Origin of the sequence: Azospirillum sp. TSO35-2, from assembly GCF_003116095.1 — a bacterium.
In the GTDB taxonomy this organism is placed as follows: domain Bacteria; phylum Pseudomonadota; class Alphaproteobacteria; order Azospirillales; family Azospirillaceae; genus Azospirillum.
On sequence record NZ_LGRA01000001.1, the window covers coordinates 25,773 to 43,351 of the forward strand.

Genomic DNA, 17,579 nt, shown 5'->3' on the forward strand with positions numbered 1-17,579 from the left:
GCGCACGATGCACTGTTGGGACGACGCCAAGAACGAAGCGAACCGCGCCAAGCACGGTATCGACTTCGCCGCCGCGGTCCTGGTCTTTGAGGCGCTCACCGTCGAATTTGAGGTCGCGGACAGCCTCGCCCGCTACGGCGAGGTCCGCCTCAACGCCTTCGGCACCATCGCCGACCGTCTGTTCCTCTGCGTCTACACCCCGCGCTGCGGCTGGCGCCACATCATCAGCCTGCGCCGCGCCAGCAAGAAGGAGGTCCAGCTCTATGGGTAAGCCCACCCTCACCGACGACCAGCGCGCGGCCGCCATGGCCGCCGTCGATTGGAAGCGCATCGACGCCATGACTGACGAGGAGGTCGAGCGCGCCGCCGCCAGCGATCCCGATGCCCCCGACCTCTCCGGCGTGCCGGCCGGGGCCTTGCGCATCATCCACCCCGACGGCGGCGTCAGCGTCCGCGGCATCCGCCTCAAGCTTGGCCTGACCCAGGACGCCTTCGCCCAGCGCTTCGGCTTTAAGGTTTCCGCGGTGCGGGACTGGGAGCAGGGGCGAAAGCAGCCCGAAGCCGCCACCCGCACCCTTCTGCTGGTGATCGAAACCGATCCGGAGCTGGTGGCCGCTGTGGTGGCGAGGAGGGCCGCCGCGTGAACGGCGGCCCCCACCCCGCCAATGCTCCAATCCTATTCTTTCAAAAGGAAAAGGTAAGCGGTGCGTCTTGACAGGGAACGGGGACGGGGCCACGTGCTCATCACCTGGATCCGGGCCCCTCTGGCGACTTAGACGTGGTCGCGATGTCGGATCTCTTCACCTGCTCTTGCGCCGACGGGCGTGACCGCACTTGGAGGGACCGATGTCCTTGTCCCAAAACGCCTCGTCCCACACCGTCCACCCCCGGATCCCGAACCTCCCCGCCCCGCTTCCGACGCTGTCCCGACGCGCACCGCCCCTCCGGTGCGCGGCCGCAGCCTTGCGCCCCTTCGGGATGTGGGAGTGGCTTGTTGTGCAGTCCTTAATGAAGCGAGCATCGCCGTGACAATTCCGCCCGCTGAAGCGGTCGGCTTTTCGGACAAGCTATGCGGCATCCCGCTGGCTTGGCGTCCGAAGGCCGTGTCCCGGCCTCGTTCCCTGCGCTCGTTGCTGAATGACCTTCGCCGCTGCAACGTCGCGATCCAGCACGCAACCGCAGTCGCAGCGGTGCACACGATCGGACAGGGTTTTGGCGACGACGGCTCCGCAAGCCGGGCAGGTCTGACTTGTTCCGCGCGGATCGATGACGTCCACCCGAACACCGGCACTTGCAGCCTTGTATTCGATGAAGTGCCGAAGTTGGCCCCATGCGGCGTTGTGAACGGCCTTGGCAAGCATCGACCGGGCCAAGCGGTCGACGCTCAGATCTTCAAGGGCAATGACGGCGTAGCGGTCCACCAGCGCCCGGGACAGGGTATGCAGGAAATTCTGGCGCTGGTTGGCCGTGGCGGCGCTGTGCCGGGCCAGCCGTTGCTTGGCCTTGAGCCGGCGCTTGCTGCCTCGCTTGCAGCGGGCAAGCGCCCGCTGAAGGCGCCGTTGTTTTTTGGCGGCGTGCCTTGTCCACTGTGGCGTTTCCACTCTTTCGCCGTCGGAGGTGGCTATCAGGTTGGACAGCCCAACGTCGATGCCGACCGCGGCACCGTCGCGTGGCTGAACCTCTTGGTCAGGCAGTGCGATCTGGAAGCAAACAAACCACCGCCCGGCAGAGTGAGACAGAACGGCGGCACCAATCTTTGCACCGATCGGAAGGTCGCGGTGCCAGTTCACCTTAATTTCGCCGGGAATACCAGTGATGCCGAGACGCTTGCTCTTGCGGACCGTCAGGCCATCGCCAACCCTGAACTCAGCGCTGTCGAACCGGTTCTTGGCCTGGAAGCGTGGAAAACCAGCCTTGGTCTTGGTCTTCAAGCGACGGAAGAACGCCGTGAAGGCCTTGTCGAGACGGCGGAGCACCTGCTGCTCAGCGCTGAAACTGTATCCAGCCAGACGCTCGTCGACAACGCGCACGGCCTTCAGTTCAGCCGCCTGGTCGATGTAGCGCAACGTTTTGCCTTGTCGGCGATAGGCTTCGATGCGTTGTTGAAGGCCGGCGTTGTACAGGTCGCAGAAGCTACCCAGCATCATCTCCAGCCCGACGTTCTGAGCCCGGTTTGGATAGAGGCGATATCTGTAGCTCAGGACCTGCATCGGTCACTTACTCTTCCAATTTCCATTCTTTTTCAACAGCAAAGGAGAAGCGGCGTTCACTGCTTCCTTTAGGGGCAGTTTTCGTCGCGAAAGCATGATGGACCAGACCGAACGCCAGATCATCGACGACCTGTTCGCCAAGCTGCACCAGGCCGAGGCGCATTCCGGCCCGCGCGATCCCGAGGCCGAGACGCTGATCCGCGAGCGGGTCGCCCGCCAGCCGGCCGCCCCCTACCTGATGGCCCAGGCCATCGTGATGATGGAACAGGCGCTCGCCGCCAGCCAGGCCCGCAACGAGGAGCTGGAGCGCCAGTTGCGCGACCGCCCGGCCGCCCCCGCCCAATCCGGCGGCGGCGGGCTGTTCGGCAGCCTGTTCGGCGGCGGCAGCCGGCCGGCTCCGCAGCCCTCATACCCGGCGGCGCCGGCCGCGTCCCCGGCTGCCACCATGCCGCCCGGCTCGCCCTGGGGCCGTCCGCCGGCTGCCAATGGTCCGGTCGGCAACCCCGCCTATGGCGACCCGCGCGTCGCCGCCTACGCCCAGCAGCCGCGGGCCGGCGGCGGCTTCATGGCCGGGGCGATGCAGACGGCGGCCGGCGTCGCCGGCGGCATGCTGATCGGCAGCGCGCTGTCCAGCATGTTCTCCGGCGGCGAGGCGATGGCCGCCGAGGCCGCCACCGCGGCCACCGATGCGGCCACCGCCGCCACCGACCATGCCGAACAGGCGGTCGAGGACAGCGGCTGGGGCGATTTCGGCGGCGAAGACGAGCTCTGATCCCGACCCACGGGAGGGGGCCGGTCCCCCGGCCGGTTCCCTCCTGGGCCGTTTCCCCATCGACTTAATGTCCCTTCCGGGAAATTATTCCTATAAAGTGGCGTCGGATCCAGCCTCTCAGGGAGCCGACGCCATGCCCGCCCCTTCAGCGCCCTCCACCGGGATCGCCGGCCTGCCCTCCCTCTGCCATGGCCGACCGATGGAACAGCAGCGCCCGGCCTGTTCCACGCTGTTCCAAACACCGGCCCCGCCCCACCCTCAGACCTTGACTCCTCAGGCCTTGACGATGCGGTCGGCGAAGCCCTCGACGGTGCGCATCGCGTTGCGGGTGTCGACCACCAGCGGGCAGTGGGCGGCGAGGCTCTGGTAGTCGACGCCGTCATGGTCGGTGACGATCACCGCCGCGTCGAAGCCGGCCAGCGTCCCGGGTTCCCAAGCGATCGAGGTCCGGCCGGCGAGCGCCGCATGCTCGCGGGTCACCGGCAGCACCGGGATGAAGGGGTCGTGGTAGTCGACCGCCGCCCCGCGCTCCAGCAGCATTTCCATCAGCCGCAGCCCCGGCGATTCCCGGCTGTCGTCGACGTTCTTCTTGTAGGCCATGCCGACCAGCAGGACGCGCGCCCGGCTGAGGCCGATGCCGAACCGCCGGTCGAGCGCCAGGGCGAGGCGGTCGACCACATGGCGCGGCATCATCGTGTTGACCTCGCCCGCCAGCTCGATGAAGCGGGTGGAGATCTGGTACTCGCGCGCCTTCCAGGTCAGGTAGAAGGGGTCGATCGGGATGCAGTGGCCACCCAGGCCGGGGCCGGGGTAGAAGGGCATGAAGCCGAAGGGCTTGGTCTTCGCCGCCTCGATCACCTCCCAGATGTCGATGCCCATCGGCTCGAAGACGATCTTCAGCTCGTTCACCAGGGCGATGTTGACCGAGCGGAAGATGTTCTCGGTCAGCTTGGTCGCCTCCGCCGCCCGCGTGCCGGACACCGCCACCACCTGCGGCACCACCTGCTCGTAGAGCGCCACCGCCAGCCGCCGCGCGCCCGCGTCGTCGCCGCCGACCACCTTGGGGATGGTGCTGGTGGTGAAGGTGATGTTGCCGGGATCCTCGCGCTCGGGCGAATAGGCCAGGAAGAAGTCCCGCCCGCTGGCCAGCCCGGTCTCCTCCAGGATCGGCCGCATCACCTCGTCGGTGGTGCCGGGCCAGGTGGTCGATTCCAGCACCACCAGATGCCCCGGCCGCAGCCGGTCGCGGATCAGCCGGGTGGACGCCTCGACGAAGCTCAGGTCCGGCTCGCGCTGCGGCGACAGCGGCGTCGGCACGCAGACGATGACGGCGTCGCAGGCGGCGAACGCGTCGGCGTCGGTCGTCGCCCGGAAGCGCCCGGTCGCCACCGCCTGGGCGACCCGGTCGTCGCCGATCTGCCGGATGTAGGAGCGCCTGTCGTTCAGCGCCCCGGCTTTCGCCGGGTCGATGTCGAAGCCGACCACCGCGAAGCCGGCCCCGGTCAGGGCGAGCGCCAGCGGCAGCCCGACATAGCCGAGCCCGACCACGGCGACCCGCGCGTTGCGGCTGCGATAGGCGGTCTCGAGGCGCTGGAGGTCGGGACGCTGGAGGTCGAGCCCGGCGCTGTCTGGTGTGGTCATCGTGCTGCCGTTCCGTGTCGACGCTTTGAAGATAAGGGGTGCTCGAAGGAGAGACGTCAGCCGCCCGCGGACGGTGGCCCGCAGGCGGCAGCCGACTGTGTGACGGCGGGACGGCTTTCCGCAACCCCCGTTCCGTATGGGTTGACGGCGGCATCGAGGCGCCACCTTGCGGAAGCTCTGGTCTCCGGGGCGGGAAGAGTGCCAATTTCCTTCTCCGCACTCCTCCGCACAGACCGGAACCGACGGACCCCCGCCCCCGATGCCGCCTTCACCGCCGCCCCTCCTGCCCCAGCAGATCGCCCCGGTGGACGCCCGCCAGTCGGCGCTGACCGCCCGCCATCTGGCCGGCGATCCGGCGGCGCTGCACGGCTATTTCCTGGCCCTGCGCGAGGAGAGCGACCGGGCGCTCGCCGGCTTGGCCCCGGCGGGCGGCAAGCCCTACCCTTATGGCCGGTGCGAGGAGATCACCCGCGACCTCGTCGCCCGCCTGTTGCAACGGCTGGCCCAGCCGGCCGGCCCGGTGGAGCGTGCGCTGCGCGCCTTCATCGACGAGGGCGGCGTGCTGCGCAGCGTCTGGGGCGTCCTGCGCGAGCAGTATTTCCAGAACGCGCTGCAGATCGGCGCCCTCTATGTCGACGTGTCGAACGACACGGTGGTCGTGACCAAGCCGAAGGTGGAGATCCTGCCGGTCGCGGAGTCCGGGCTGGTGCCGGTGCGCGATCTGGCGCATTTCCGGCAGACGGCCGAACGCTATTGGGGGGCGACGCTCTACGCCAACCATCTGGTGCCGACGTTGGCGCCCTTGCTGCCGATCCTGTCGGTCAGTCCCGGCCGGCTGGTGCCCGGTCTGCAATCGGCCTGCGACTGCATGATCGCGCTGATGTGCCGCGACCGCTTCCAGGATGCCGAACGCTGGCTGGAAACCGGTCCCGCCCCGCCCGACGACCTCGCCGCCGCCTATCTGGCGACCGTCCCCGCCGACCTGCGGCCGGTGACCAACCAGGGCAGGCTGGAAGCCGTGGCCGCCTGCCGGCGTGCGCGGGAAGCCGGCTGCTGGGCCGAACCGGACTGGCGCACCGCCCGCGTGCTCGACTATCTGCGGCTGATGCGCGGGGCGGCGGTGGGGGATGCCGGTAGGGGGCGTGGATCGTAAGCCCGGTCAATCGCGCGTGGGAGGACAGGATCGACACACAAAGCTCCTTGTTCGCCGCCATGACCTCGCTACAGCCGATCGCTGCTGAAGGTGTCGCAGGCTTCGATCCGGCCGCTTTCCATGCCGGTGCGGAACCAGCGGACGCGCTGGGCGGAACTGCCGTGGGTGAAGCTGTCGGGGGTGACGGTGCCGCGCGCCTGACGCTGGAGACGGTCGTCGCCGATCGCACTGGCGGCGGTCAGCGCCTCCTCGACGTCGCCGGGTTCCAGCCGCTGGCGGTCGCGGCTGGCGTGGTTGCCCCAGACGCCGGCGAGGCAGTCGGCCTGCAGCTCCAGCCGCACCGACAGGGCGTTGGCTTCGGCCGGGCTGTGCGCCCGCTGCTGCGCCGCCTGCACCTGGTCGGAGATGCCCAGCAGGTTCTGCACATGGTGCCCGACCTCATGGGCGATGACGTAGGCCTGGGCGAAGTCGCCGGGGGCCTGGAAGCGGTCGCGCAGCTCGCGGTAGAAGCCGAGGTCGATGTAGAGCTTGCGGTCCATCGGGCAGTAGAAGGGCCCCATCGCCGCCTGGGCCCGGCCGCAGCCGGACGCCACCGTCCCGGTGAACAGCACCAGCGTCGGGTCCTGGTACTGGCGGCCCATCCGCTTGAACAGCGCCTGCCAGGTGTCCTCGGTGTCGGCCAGCACGACCGAGACGAAGCGCTTCAGGTCGTCGTTTCCAGCACCGCCCGCCGTCCCGGCGTCGCCGACCTGGCTGCGGCCGGCCGGCTGGTTCTGCGCCGTCGGGCTTTCCGCCGTCGGGTCGCCGCCGTTCAGCAGCACCGTCGGGTCGACGCCCAGCACCATCGACACCACCAGCAGCAGGATCGCCCCGCCGACGCCCAGCCCGCCGCGGCCGATGCGGAATCCGCCGCCCGGCCCGCCGAACCCGCCTCCCAGCCCGCCGCCACCGCGGCGGTCTTCGACATTCTCGCTCTCCCGCCCGCCTTGCCACCGCATGGCCGCCTCCCTTGTCCTCGTTCCGGTGGAAACGAAACCGCGGCGCGTCCCGCGCGTTCCATACGGTGGCTCGAGGCGGCGGCTCCAGGCGGCGGCTTCGGGGCCATGTCAGGACCATGGACGGAATCGGACGGCGACGGCGGGGGCCGGGGCGTGGCGGACCTTGAAAAGCCGGCGCCCGCACCCCATCTGGGACCGTGCCGGCGCCGCGTTCGCGGCGTTCATGCCCCTGCCCGTCCCTCCCTTCGTCGAGGGCCGGTCTTGATCCAGGGGCGATGGCCTTTTCAAAGGGGCTCTCCGGTCCGCAGCCCGGTCCGTGGACCACCCCACCCGAGGAGCCCGCCCTTGTCGGCGGCTCCCGTTTCAAGACACCGCACAACACGAGCCGGCAGGCGCCCTTTTCATCGGTCTGCCCATCCGGCCTGGAGGATTTTCATGACGACCCCGTCCTTTTCAACCGGCACCCATTTCGCCCAGCGTTCCGCGTCGCCGTCGGCCCCCCTCGGCATGGCCGCCGCCCGTCTCGCCGAGGCCGACTCCCGGTTTCAACCGCAGTCGTCCGGCTTGACCAAGCGCGAGTTGCGGCAGATCGTGCTCGACATTCTCGGCTGACCGTTCCAAACACCCTGTCAACGGATATAGGAGATCACCATAGCCAAGCTCTACGATGCGGACCCCGTCCGCCAAGGCCCGCGCCTCAACCGTGAAATCACCGCCCGCATGGTCCGCCTCGTCGGCGCCGACGGCGAGATGGTCGGCGTGGTCCCGCTGCGCCAAGCGCTCGAAGCCGCTGCGGAAGCCGAACTCGACCTCGTCGAGGTGGCGGCGCAGGCGGACCCGCCTGTCTGCAAGATCCTCGATTACGGCAAGTTCCGGTTCGAGGAGCAGAAGAAGGCCAACGAGGCGCGCAAGAAGCAGAAGATCATCGAGCTGAAGGAAATCAAACTTCGGCCGAACATCGACGATCACGACTACGACGTGAAGATGCGCTCCGCCATCCGCTTCATCGAGGAAGGCGACAAGGTCAAGATGACCATGCGCTTCCGCGGCCGCGAGATGGCGCACCAGGATCTTGGCCTGAACGTGCTGGTGCGGGTGCGCGACCAGCTGCAGGACATCGCCAAGGTGGAGCAGATGCCGCGCGTCGAAGGCCGCATGATGGTCATGGTGCTGGCCCCGCGCTGACACCGGCGTGGAGCATCGCGAGGGGGACTTTGCGGGGCGGCACGCCGTCCCGTCCCCCGCGCGCGCGTTTTTTTGGCAAGCGTGCTCTTTTTGACACGAGGGCGGGGCTCAGGCGCCCGATCCCGTGATCCCATCCCCCGTGATCCCCCATAATCCCGGGTCGATCGTCGCGATGGAAGCAGGCCGGTCGGACAGCAGGACAGCGGACAATCGCCGTCCTCATGTCCTTTCCCGCCCCCTGGTTTCTTCCGACGTCATGGACTAATACCAGACTATTCGTATTGGGTTATTGACCGTATCGGCGCCGACCGCGGATCATCGGGCTTTATTTTCCGTGTGTCGGGATAGTGTCGTGATGAAGGAAGACCGCGCCGGTTCTGCCACCGGTTCCGCCTGGGATGCGATTTCCGGCGAACGACGGCTCCAGCTTCTTGTCGACAGCGTGCGCGATTACGCCATCTACCTGCTCGATCCGCAGGGGATCGTCAGCAGCTGGAACTCGGGCGCCGAGCGCTTCAAGGGCTACCGCGCCGACGAGATCATCGGCCAGCATTTCTCCCGCTTCTACACCGACGCCGACCGTGCCGCCGGGTTGCCCGCCCGCGCGCTCGCCACCGCCGCGGCGGAGGGCAAGTTCGAGGCGGAGGGCTGGCGCGTCCGCAAGGACGGCACCCGCTTCTTCGCCCATGTCGTCATCGACCCGGTGCGCGACGAGACCGGCACCCTGGTCGGCTTCGCCAAGATCACCCGCGACATCACCGAGCGCAAGGTGGCCGAGGAGTCGCTGCGCCGGAGCGAGGAGCAGTTCCGCCTGCTCGTCCAGGGGGTGGTCGACTACGCGCTCTTCATGCTCGACCCGACCGGCTGCGTCGCCAACTGGAACCAGGGCGCCCAGCGGCTGAAGGGCTACCGCGCCGACGAGATCGTCGGCCGCCATTTCTCCCGCTTCTACACCGAGGAGGACCGCGCCGCCGGGCTGCCCGCCCGCGCGCTCGCCACCGCCCTGGCGGAGGGCAAGTTCGAGGCGGAGGGCTGGCGCGTCCGCAAGGACGGCACCCGCTTCTTCGCCCACGTCGTCATCGACCCGATCCGCAGCGACACCGGCACGCTGATGGGCTTCGCCAAGATCACCCGCGACATCACCGAACGCCGGAAGACGGAGGAGATGCTGGAGGAGATGCGCCAGGCGCTGGTCCAGTCCCAGAAGATGGAGGCGATCGGCCAGTTGACCGGCGGGGTGGCGCACGACTTCAACAACCTGCTGCAGGCGATCAGCAGCAGCCTGGAGCTGATCGACCAGCGGCTGGCGGCGGGCCGGGCCCCGCAGGTCGCGGCCGACATCGCCCCCTTCGCCGCCACCGCGCGCGCCGCCGTCGACCGCGCCGCCAGCCTGACCCGGCGCCTGCTCGCCTTTGCCCGCCGCCAGCCGCTGCGGCCGGAGCGCACCGACCTGAACGCGCTGGTGGACGGCCTGTGGGAGCTGCTGCACCGCTCGGTCGGCGAGGCGATCCGGCTGGAGCGCCGGCCGTCGGCGGCGCTGTGGCCGGTCCGGGCCGACGTCAGCCAGATCGAGAACGCGCTGCTGAACCTGGTCATCAACGCCCGCGACGCCATGCCGGACGGCGGCACCCTGACCATCGAAACCGCCAACGCTCCGGTCGGCCCGGCCGAGATCGCCGGGGAGCCGGGGGTGGAGCCGGGCGACTACGTCGCGGTGACGGTGGCCGACACCGGGACCGGCATGCCGCCCGAGGTCCTCTCCCGCGTCTATGAACCCTTCTTCACCACCAAGCCGATCGGCCAGGGCACCGGGCTCGGGCTCAGCCAGCTCTACGGCTTCGCCCGCCAGTCGGGCGGGTTCGTCCGCATCGACAGCACGGTCGGCCAGGGCACCGCGGTGCGGCTCTTCCTGCCGCGTCACCACCCCGACCGCGACCACCCCGGCGAGGGCGATGCCCACCCCGCCACCGCCACCCCGGCCCCGCACAGCGGCTCGCAGGGCGGCGCGGCCAAGGGCACGGTGCTGGTGGTGGAGGATGAGGGGCTGGTCCGCATGCTGCTGGTGGAGGTGCTGGAGGGCGACGGCTACACGGTGCTGGAGGCGGCGGACGGCGACGCCGCGCTCGCGCTGCTGTCCTCGCCGGCGCGCATCGACCTGCTGACCACCGACGTCGGGCTGCCCGGCCTGAACGGCCGCCAACTGGCGGAGATGGCGCGGGGGCTGCGGCCGGAGCTGAGGGTGCTGTTCCTCACCGGCTACGCCTTCAACGCGCTCGGCGCTGCGCCCGGCCGCCCTGCGGACGATGTATCGGGTGGTGATGGCGGGCTGGGCGGCGCCGTGCGCATCCTCAGCAAGCCGGTGCCGATCGACGCCTTCCGCGCCACGGTGCGGGCGATGATGGCGGAATGAGGCGGCGGAACGGCCAGCCTGCCGCTTTCCGGCCCGGCCACGGCCGCGCCCGTGGTAAATCTGGCTTTAACGCTGGTGCGTTACAGCGGATCTTCGCCAACCGCCGGACCCCGACGATGCCCACGCCCGCCCGCGCTTCGATGGCCCGCGCCGTCACAACGGCCCTTCTGTCGGTCCTCCTGCTGGCGGCCCTGCCGGGCACCGTGGCGACGGCGTCGGCCAAGGCGGCGCGCAAGGCGTCGGCTCCGGTCGCCGCCGAAATCCTGATGGACGCCGGCAGCGGCGCCGTCCTGCAGGCGCGCAACGCCGATCAGCCGACCTTTCCGGCCTCGCTGACCAAGATGATGACGCTGATGCTGACCTTCGAGGCGCTGGACCGCGGCGCGCTGCGGCTCGACCAGCCGCTGGCGGTGTCGCGGCGCGCCGCGTCGATGCCGCCGTCGCGGCTGTGGCTGTCGGCCGGCGGGAGCATCACGGTGGAGCAGGCGATCCTGGCGCTGGTGACCCGTTCGGCCAACGACGCCGCCGTGGTGCTGGCCGAGGCGCTGGGCGGCAGCGAGGCGGCCTTCGCCGCGCGGATGACCGCCCGCGCCCGCGCGCTCGGCATGCGGCACACCGCCTTCCGCAACGCGTCCGGCCTGCCCGACGGCCGCCAGCGGACGACGGCGCGCGACATGGCGATCCTGTCCCGCGCGCTGATCACGCGCCACGCCCGGCACTACGCCTATTTCCACCGTCGCAGCTTCGACTGGCAGGGCGAGACGGTCTACGGCCACAACCACCTGATGGCGCGCTACCCCGGCATGGACGGCATCAAGACCGGCTACATCGCCGCGTCCGGCTTCAACCTCGCCGCCTCGGCGGTGCGCGACGGGCGCCGCCTGATCGCCGTGGTGATGGGCGGGCACAGCGCCGACGCCCGCGACGACCGCGTCGCCGACCTGCTCGACATCGGCTTCCGCCGCACCACCAGACCGGAGCCGCAGCCGGAGCCGGAGGAGATGGTGGTCACCAGCGGCAGCGCCACGACGGCGGCGCGCAGCACCGCGCTGAGCGTCCCGAAGGCCGGTGCCAGGCCCGCCGCCGCCGCGCCCGGCGATGGCGGCCGCTGGAGCGTCCAGGTCGGTGCGTTCAAGGACCGCGAGGCGGCCCAGCGCAGCGTCCGCGCGACCGCCCGGCGCCTGGGCGCGCTCGCCGCCGGCGCCAGCCCCGAGGTCGTCCGCGCCGGTGGCCTCTACAAGGCCCGCCTGACCGGCCTGCCCGCCGCGACCGCCGACGCCGCCTGCGCCGCCCTGACCTCCGCCGGCCACGGCTGCTTCACCGTGCCGATGCGCTGACCCGCGGGCGAACGCCGCCTGTCGGACCCCCTACAGCGCCGCCGTGATGTGCCCGATCAGGGCCGGCGCGGGGATGGGCTTGGACAGGATGCGGATGCCGGGCTCGGTCCCCAGCTCGTGCAGCACGGCCTTCTCGGCGTAGCCGGTGACGATCAGCACCGGCAGGCCGGGACGGCGGGCGTGGGCGAGGCGGGCCAGTTCGGCGCCGGTCATGCCGGGCATGGCGAAGTCGGTCACCAGGATGTCGATCCCGGCCCCAGCCGGCGAGGTCCCGTCCAGCAGAGCGAGCGCCTCCTCGCCGGTCGCCGCCTCGGCGACCGCCATGCCGGCTTCGGCCAGCACCGCGGCGTTGACCATGCGGACCAGCGCGTCGTCCTCGACCAACAGCACGCGGATGGACCGGCCGGCGGTGCGGCCGGCCGAAACGGTCGTTGCGGCGGTGTCCTCCGGAGGCGGGGGAGCGGCGGTCCGGGCCCGGACTTCCACCTGGGCCTGGGCCGGGGCGCGGGGAAGGTACATCGTCACGGCGGTGCCCCGGCCGGGCCGGCTGTCCAGCCGGACGCCGCCGCCCGACTGGGCGGTCAGGCCATGCACCATGCTCAGCCCCAGCCCGCTGCCCTGGCCGACCGGCTTGGTGGTGAAGAAGGGTTCGAAGGCGCGGGCGGCGACCGCCTCCGGCATGCCGGTCCCGGTGTCGCGCACCGTCACCGCGATGTAGTCGCCGCGGGCGAGGCCGGCGTCGCCGGTGTCGGCGGCGGCCTCTGTGCCCACCGACCATCCGGTGACGGCGATGGTCAGGGTGCCGCCGTCCGGCATGGCGTCGCGGGCGTTGATGGCGAGGTTCAGAAGGGCGAGGTCGAACTGGTGGGGATCGACCAGCGCCGCCGGCAGGCCAGGGGCGCGCTCGATCCGGATGCGGATGGCGTCGCCCAGCGTCCGCTCCAGCAGCGCCGCCATCCCGGCGACCTGGGCGCCCAGCTCGACCGGCTCCGGCGCCAGCCGCTGGCGGCGGGAGAAGGCCAGCAGATGCTGGGTCAGCGTGGCGCCGCGCTCCACCGCCTGCCGGGCGACGGCGAGCGCGCGCCGGGCCCCCTCGCCCGCCCGGCCGCCCGGCCCCTCGCCCGCCATGGCGCCGTCCAGCAGGTGCAGGCTGGAGCGCACCGCCTGGAGCAGGTTGTTGAAGTCGTGCGCCACCCCGCCGGTCAGCTGGCCCAGCGCCTCCATCTTCTGCAACTGGCGGACATGGCTTTCCGCCTCGTCGCGGGCCTCGACCGCCTGCCGGCGTTCCTGCAGGGCGCGGTTGGCGGTCTCGTAGGCGAGGAACTGGCGCGCCATCGCTGCCAGCATCAGGGCGAGCGCCACCGCGCTGACCAGGCCGGCGGCGGCGATGGTCACCGCCTGGTCGTGCCAGCGGGCCAGGATTTCCCCCCGCGTGCGGCTGACGCCGACGACCAGCGGATAGCCGCGGATGGCCTGGAACGACAGGATGCGGTCCTTGCCGTCGATGGACCGTGGCGTCTCGTAGGTCCCGTCCTCGGACCGGGCGAGCCGTTCGATCACGCCGGGGCTGGTCGCGATGGTCCCCACCTTCTCCGGCACCGCCGGATAGCGGGCCAGCAGCATGCCGTCGCGCCACCACAGGCTGAAGCCGCTGCCCGGCGTGACGTGGAGGCTCTGGTAGAAGCGCTCGAAGTAGGACAGCCGGATGGAACCGACGACCAGCCCGGCGAAGCCGCCGGACGGGTCGTTCACCCGGCGGGCGATGTAGAGGCTCCACTCCTGGGTGACCAGGCTCTTGACCGGCCGGCTGATGTAGGGGCGGCCGGGATCCGTGTCCTTCAGCGCCAGGGCATACTCGCGTTGCGACAGGTCGAGTGGCGGCGCCGGGAACTGGCGGGTGGAACTGACCAGGGCGCCGTCGGCGGCGATCAGGCTCAGCGCCTCCAGCTGGGGCAGGCCGGACACCTTGGCCTTCAGGATCTCGTGGGTGGCCCGGCCCGCCGTCTGCCGCCCGAGGGCGTCGAGCGCACGCAGGTTGTCGGCGTAGAGCTGGTCCACCACGCTGGTGATGGCGAGATCGATGCCTTCGATGGCGCGCGTCGTCTGCTCGGCCAGCGAGACGTTCAGGCTGCGCAGCGCCAGCTTGGCCTCGGCGACGGTTTCGTCGTGCAGCCGGTCCAGGATGATCACGGTGCCGCCGCACAGGCCGGCCAGCAGGATCCCGCCAAGCGCGCCGATCCGCTGGAGCGGGCGGTTGGTCCTCAAAAGCCGCAGCACGCCGTCCGCCTTCCGGTTGACCCCGGTTTCGTTGTCATCGTCATGTCTGTCGCCAGGACCGCCGTCGCCGGCACGGGCGCGGTCCCCCCGTGCCGGCCCGTGACCGCGGGAAGTTTCGACACTACACAAACTTGACTATAAGCGTTGCCGTCCGGCTGGCAACCGTTTCGGCCGCGCCGGTCCGGCCCGGGATTAAGGCCGGCCAGGATCGAGACCGGCCAGGATCCGTGATGGCCGGATCAATGATGATCGTGCAGGCAGTGGGCGTGGTCGGCCAGCACCTCGATCACGTGGCAGGTCCGCACCTGTCCCTGCTCGCAGTGCCCGACCATCTCCCGCAGTTCGGCGCGCAGGGACTCCAGCCGGGCGATCTTCGATTCGATCTCGGCCAGATGGGCGCGGGCCAGCAGGTCGGCCTGCCGGCAGGGCTGGCCCGGATCGTCGGCCAGGGTCAGCAGCTGGCGGATGGCCTCGACCTCGAACCCCAGCTCGCGGGCGTGGCGGATGAAGCGCAGGCGGCGGACGGCGGCGGCGTCGTAGGTGCGCCGGTTGCTGTCGGTGCGCGGCGCCTCCGGCAGCAGCCCGATGCTCTCGTAATAGCGGATGGTCGGGATCTTGACGCCGGTCTGCGCGGCGAGCGCGCCGATGGTCAGGGGCTGCATCGTCGGATTTTCCCTCTTGATCCTCCAGTGACTGGAGACTCTAGGGTGGCGGGGTGCCGTCGGCAATGTGTCACCCAGAGGAGCCTCGCATGCACGGGATCGAAGGCGATATCCGGCCCCACCGGCAGCCCCACCAGCCGGGCGCCGGCCACCGCAGCACCCGCTACCGGGTCACCGGCATGGATTGCGGATCCTGCGCCGCCAAGATCGAGACGGCGTTGCGCCGCGTGCCGGGCGTCGACGACGTCCGGGTGTCGGTGCCCGGCGGAACGGTGACCGTCGTCCATGGGGCCGGGCTGGGGAGCGACGCGGTGATCCGGCCGCTGGCGGCGCTGGGCTATGGGGCGGAACCGGCCGACCCCGCCGCGGACCGTCCGGCGCCGGCCTGCGGCGGGGGCTGCTGCGGCTCCGCGCCGGCCCATTCCCACTCCCACCCCGATCCGGCCGTCCAGGCGGCGGGCGAGAGCCCGTGGTGGCGGGGGCGCAAGGTCCGGCTGGCGATGGTCTCCGGTGCGACGCTCGCCCTGGCCATTGCGGCCGGCCTGCTGGTGCCGGGGGCGGCGCGCTGGGCCTTCCTGCTCGCCCTGGTGGTCGGGCTGGTGCCGGTCGCCCGCCGGGCCCTGGCCGCGGCCCGCGCCGGCACGCCCTTTTCCATCGAGACGCTGATGACCGTCGCCGCGCTGGGCGCGCTCGCCATCGGCGCGGTGGAGGAGGCGGCGACGGTGCTGTTCCTCTTCCTGGTCGGCGAACTGCTGGAAGGGGTGGCCGCCGGCCGGGCGCGGGCCGGCATCCGCGGCCTGACCGCGCTGGTGCCCGACACCGCCCTGCTGGAGCGCGACGGCGCCCCGCCCCACCCCGTCCCCGCCGCCGGGTTGACGGTCGGGGCGGTCATCCTGGTGCGTCCCGGCGACCGGCTGGCGGCCGACGGCGTCATCCTGTCCGGCGACAGCGCGCTCGACGAAGCCCCGGTCACCGGCGAGAGCCTGCCCCGGCGCAAGGGCGCGGGCGAGGCGGTCTTCGCCGGCACCATCAACGGCGACGGCGTGCTGCGCGTCCGGGTGACCGCCGCGGCACGCGACAACACCATCGCCCGCATCGTCCGGCTGGTGGAGGAGGCGCAGGAGAGCAAGGCGCCGACCGAACGGCTGATCGACCGCTTCGCCCGGCTCTACACGCCCGGCGTCGTCGCGGTGGCGGCGCTGGTGATGGTGGTTCCGCCCCTGGTCGCCGGCGGCGCCTGGGCGGAATGGGTCTATCGCGGCCTGGCGGTGCTGCTGATCGGCTGTCCCTGCGCGCTGGTGATCTCGACCCCGGCGGCGATCGCCGCCGGGCTGTCGAACGGCGCCCGGCGCGGGCTGCTGCTGAAGGGCGGCGCGGTGCTGGAGGCGCTCGGCCGCGTCACCACCGTCGCCTTCGACAAGACCGGCACCCTGACCGAGGGCAAGCCGCGGGTCACCGACCTCGTCGCGATCCAGGGCGGCGAGGCGGCGCTGCTGGGCCGCGCCGCCGCGCTGGAGGCGGGGTCGAGCCATCCCCTGGCCGGGGCGGTGCTGGCGGCGGCGGCGGAGCGCGGCCTCGCCGTGCCGGCGGCGGACGGCGTCGCCGCGCTCGCCGGGGCGGGGGTGCGGGGCCGGGTGGAGGGCCGCGCGGTGGCGCTGCTGTCGCCGCAGGCCGCCGCATCGGCCCTGACGGCGGAGCAGGCGGAGCGGGTGGCCGCCTTCGCCCGTGACGGCAAGACGGTGTCGGTGCTGCTGGTCGACGACCGGGTGGCCGGGCTGATCGCCCTGCGCGACGAGCCGCGCGCCGACGCCCGCAGCGGCATCGAGGCGCTGAGCCGCGCCGGCATCCGCTCGGTGATGCTGACCGGCGACAACGGCCGCACCGCCGACAGCGTCGCCCGCGCCCTGGCGGTGGAACCGCACGCCGAATTGCTGCCGCAGGACAAGCTGCGCCTCGTCCGCGACCTCCAGGCGCGCGGCGAGCGGGTGGCCAAGGTCGGCGACGGCATCAACGACGCCCCGGCGCTCGCCGCCGCCGATGTCGGCATCGCCATGGGCGGCGGCACCGACGTCGCGCTGGACACCGCCGACGCCGCCATCCTGCACGGCCGGGTCGGCGACGTGGCGGCGATGGTCGCGCTGTCGCGGCGGACGATGGCCAACATCCGCCAGAACATCACGCTGGCCCTGGGGTTGAAGGCGGTGTTCCTGGTCACCACCGTGTTCGGCGTCACCGGGCTGTGGCCCGCCATCCTGGCGGACACCGGGGCCACCGTGCTGGTCACCGCCAACGCCCTGCGCCTGCTGTCCATCCGCCCGTGAGGGCGACGCAAGCTTTTGATTGAACGAGGAAAACCACGATGACGATCACGCGCAGGACGATGATGCTGGGGGCGGCGGCCGCCGCCCTGTCCTTCGGCATGGCCCTGTCGACCGCCCCGCTCTCCGCCTGGGCGGCGACCGAGCCGCCGGTGGAGGTCTGGAAGGCCGCCGGCTGCGAGTGCTGCGACGGCTGGGTGCGTCACATGCGGGCGGCCGGCTTCGCGGTCACCGTCCACACCGTCGACGACGTCGCCCCGGTGAAGCGGTCCGCCGGGGTGCCCGACGCGCTCGGCTCCTGCCACACCGCGCTGGTCGACGGCTATGTCGTCGAGGGGCATGTCCCGGCCGCCGACGTGAAGCGCCTGCTGGGCGAACGGCCCCAGGCCCGCGGCCTGTCGGTCCCCGGCATGCCCCAGGACGCCCCCGGCATGGATGGCGGCACCGGCCAACCCTATCAGGTCGTGCTGTTCGGCGGCGGCGCCGGCCCGCAGGTCTTCGCCCGGCATTGAAGCCGTGCATAGGCGCTGACCGAAGCGGTTCCCGTTCAACCGGAGCCGGCCGTTCTTCATTCCGACCGTCATTCCCGCGGAGGCGGGAATCCAGCCATTCCAAG

15 protein-coding genes are annotated in these 17,579 nt (G+C 71.4%); 10 read left to right on the forward strand and 5 right to left on the reverse strand.

The annotated features are described in order from the left end of the window. The first annotated feature begins 7 nt into the window (after positions 1–7). Both TSO352_RS00100 and TSO352_RS00105 read left to right on the forward strand, forming a co-directional pair. Positions 8–271: a BrnT family toxin gene (locus TSO352_RS00100; protein ID WP_109105373.1), complete on the forward strand. Its 264-nt coding sequence runs from the start codon at positions 8–10 to the stop codon at positions 269–271. Continuing rightward, complete coding sequence (locus tag TSO352_RS00105; RefSeq protein WP_199231440.1) at positions 264–644, forward strand: helix-turn-helix domain-containing protein; 381 nt, start codon at positions 264–266, stop codon at positions 642–644. Before TSO352_RS00100 ends, TSO352_RS00105 begins: the two co-directional genes overlap by 8 nt. Positions 645–1,067: 423 nt before the next feature. On the opposite strand, the gene TSO352_RS00110 is transcribed toward TSO352_RS00105, so the two are convergent. Further along, entirely contained in the window at positions 1,068–2,210 is a 1,143-nt protein-coding gene (locus TSO352_RS00110) for an RNA-guided endonuclease TnpB family protein (protein ID WP_109105374.1), read from the reverse strand. A 94-nt stretch (positions 2,211–2,304) separates the two neighbouring features. On the opposite strand from TSO352_RS00110, the gene TSO352_RS00115 reads away from it, so the two are divergent. Continuing rightward, positions 2,305–2,982 (forward strand): DUF2076 domain-containing protein, encoded by a 678-nt coding sequence (locus TSO352_RS00115; protein ID WP_247871800.1) that lies wholly within the window; start codon positions 2,305–2,307, stop codon positions 2,980–2,982. 273 nt (positions 2,983–3,255) lie between these two features. Here TSO352_RS00115 and TSO352_RS00120 read toward each other — a convergent pair whose 3' ends face one another. Continuing rightward, positions 3,256–4,623 (reverse strand): nucleotide sugar dehydrogenase, encoded by a 1,368-nt coding sequence (locus TSO352_RS00120; RefSeq protein WP_109105376.1) that lies wholly within the window; start codon positions 4,621–4,623, stop codon positions 3,256–3,258. A 259-nt stretch (positions 4,624–4,882) separates the two neighbouring features. Here TSO352_RS00120 and TSO352_RS00125 point away from each other — a divergent pair, with 259 nt between their 5' ends. After that, the gene (locus tag TSO352_RS00125) at positions 4,883–5,776 is read left to right on the forward strand and encodes a hypothetical protein (RefSeq protein ID WP_109105377.1); all 894 of its coding nucleotides are present in this window, start codon (positions 4,883–4,885) and stop codon (positions 5,774–5,776) included. Positions 5,777–5,844: 68 nt separating this feature from the next. Here the strand turns inward: TSO352_RS00125 and TSO352_RS00130 are convergent, their stop codons facing one another. After that, positions 5,845–6,774 carry a neutral zinc metallopeptidase gene (locus TSO352_RS00130; RefSeq protein ID WP_109105378.1) on the reverse strand — a complete coding sequence of 310 codons (930 nt, stop codon included), beginning with the start codon at positions 6,772–6,774 and terminating at the stop codon, positions 5,845–5,847. 435 nt (positions 6,775–7,209) lie between these two features. Between TSO352_RS00130 and TSO352_RS33060 the strand changes: the two genes are divergently transcribed. The 4 genes from TSO352_RS33060 (at position 7,210) to TSO352_RS00145 (ending at position 11,706) form a co-directional block, all read left to right on the forward strand. After that, positions 7,210–7,386 carry a hypothetical protein gene (locus tag TSO352_RS33060; RefSeq protein WP_158284481.1) on the forward strand — a complete coding sequence of 59 codons (177 nt, stop codon included), beginning with the start codon at positions 7,210–7,212 and terminating at the stop codon, positions 7,384–7,386. A 39-nt stretch (positions 7,387–7,425) separates the two neighbouring features. Beyond that, positions 7,426–7,959: a translation initiation factor IF-3 gene (infC, locus tag TSO352_RS00135; RefSeq protein WP_109105379.1), complete on the forward strand. Its 534-nt coding sequence runs from the start codon at positions 7,426–7,428 to the stop codon at positions 7,957–7,959. Positions 7,960–8,314: 355 nt separating this feature from the next. Further along, on the forward strand, positions 8,315–10,369 hold the full coding sequence (locus tag TSO352_RS00140; RefSeq protein WP_109105380.1) for a PAS domain-containing sensor histidine kinase: 2,055 nt from the start codon (positions 8,315–8,317) through the stop codon (positions 10,367–10,369). Between the two features lie 116 nt (positions 10,370–10,485). Continuing rightward, entirely contained in the window at positions 10,486–11,706 is a 1,221-nt protein-coding gene (locus tag TSO352_RS00145; RefSeq protein ID WP_109105381.1) for a D-alanyl-D-alanine carboxypeptidase family protein, read from the forward strand. A 30-nt stretch (positions 11,707–11,736) separates the two neighbouring features. Here TSO352_RS00145 and TSO352_RS00150 read toward each other — a convergent pair whose 3' ends face one another. Further along, entirely contained in the window at positions 11,737–13,983 is a 2,247-nt protein-coding gene (locus tag TSO352_RS00150) for a hybrid sensor histidine kinase/response regulator (RefSeq protein WP_247871801.1), read from the reverse strand. A gap of 239 nt (positions 13,984–14,222) precedes the next feature. Beyond that, positions 14,223–14,645: a helix-turn-helix domain-containing protein gene (locus tag TSO352_RS00155; protein ID WP_109105382.1), complete on the reverse strand. Its 423-nt coding sequence runs from the start codon at positions 14,643–14,645 to the stop codon at positions 14,223–14,225. Between the two features lie 89 nt (positions 14,646–14,734). Here TSO352_RS00155 and TSO352_RS00160 point away from each other — a divergent pair, with 89 nt between their 5' ends. Continuing rightward, positions 14,735–16,966, forward strand: coding sequence for a heavy metal translocating P-type ATPase (locus tag TSO352_RS00160; protein ID WP_109105383.1), 2,232 nt, complete (start codon positions 14,735–14,737; stop codon positions 16,964–16,966). A 38-nt stretch (positions 16,967–17,004) separates the two neighbouring features. Then, entirely contained in the window at positions 17,005–17,475 is a 471-nt protein-coding gene (locus TSO352_RS00165) for a DUF411 domain-containing protein (RefSeq protein ID WP_109105384.1), read from the forward strand. The last annotated feature ends 104 nt before the right edge of the window (positions 17,476–17,579 follow it).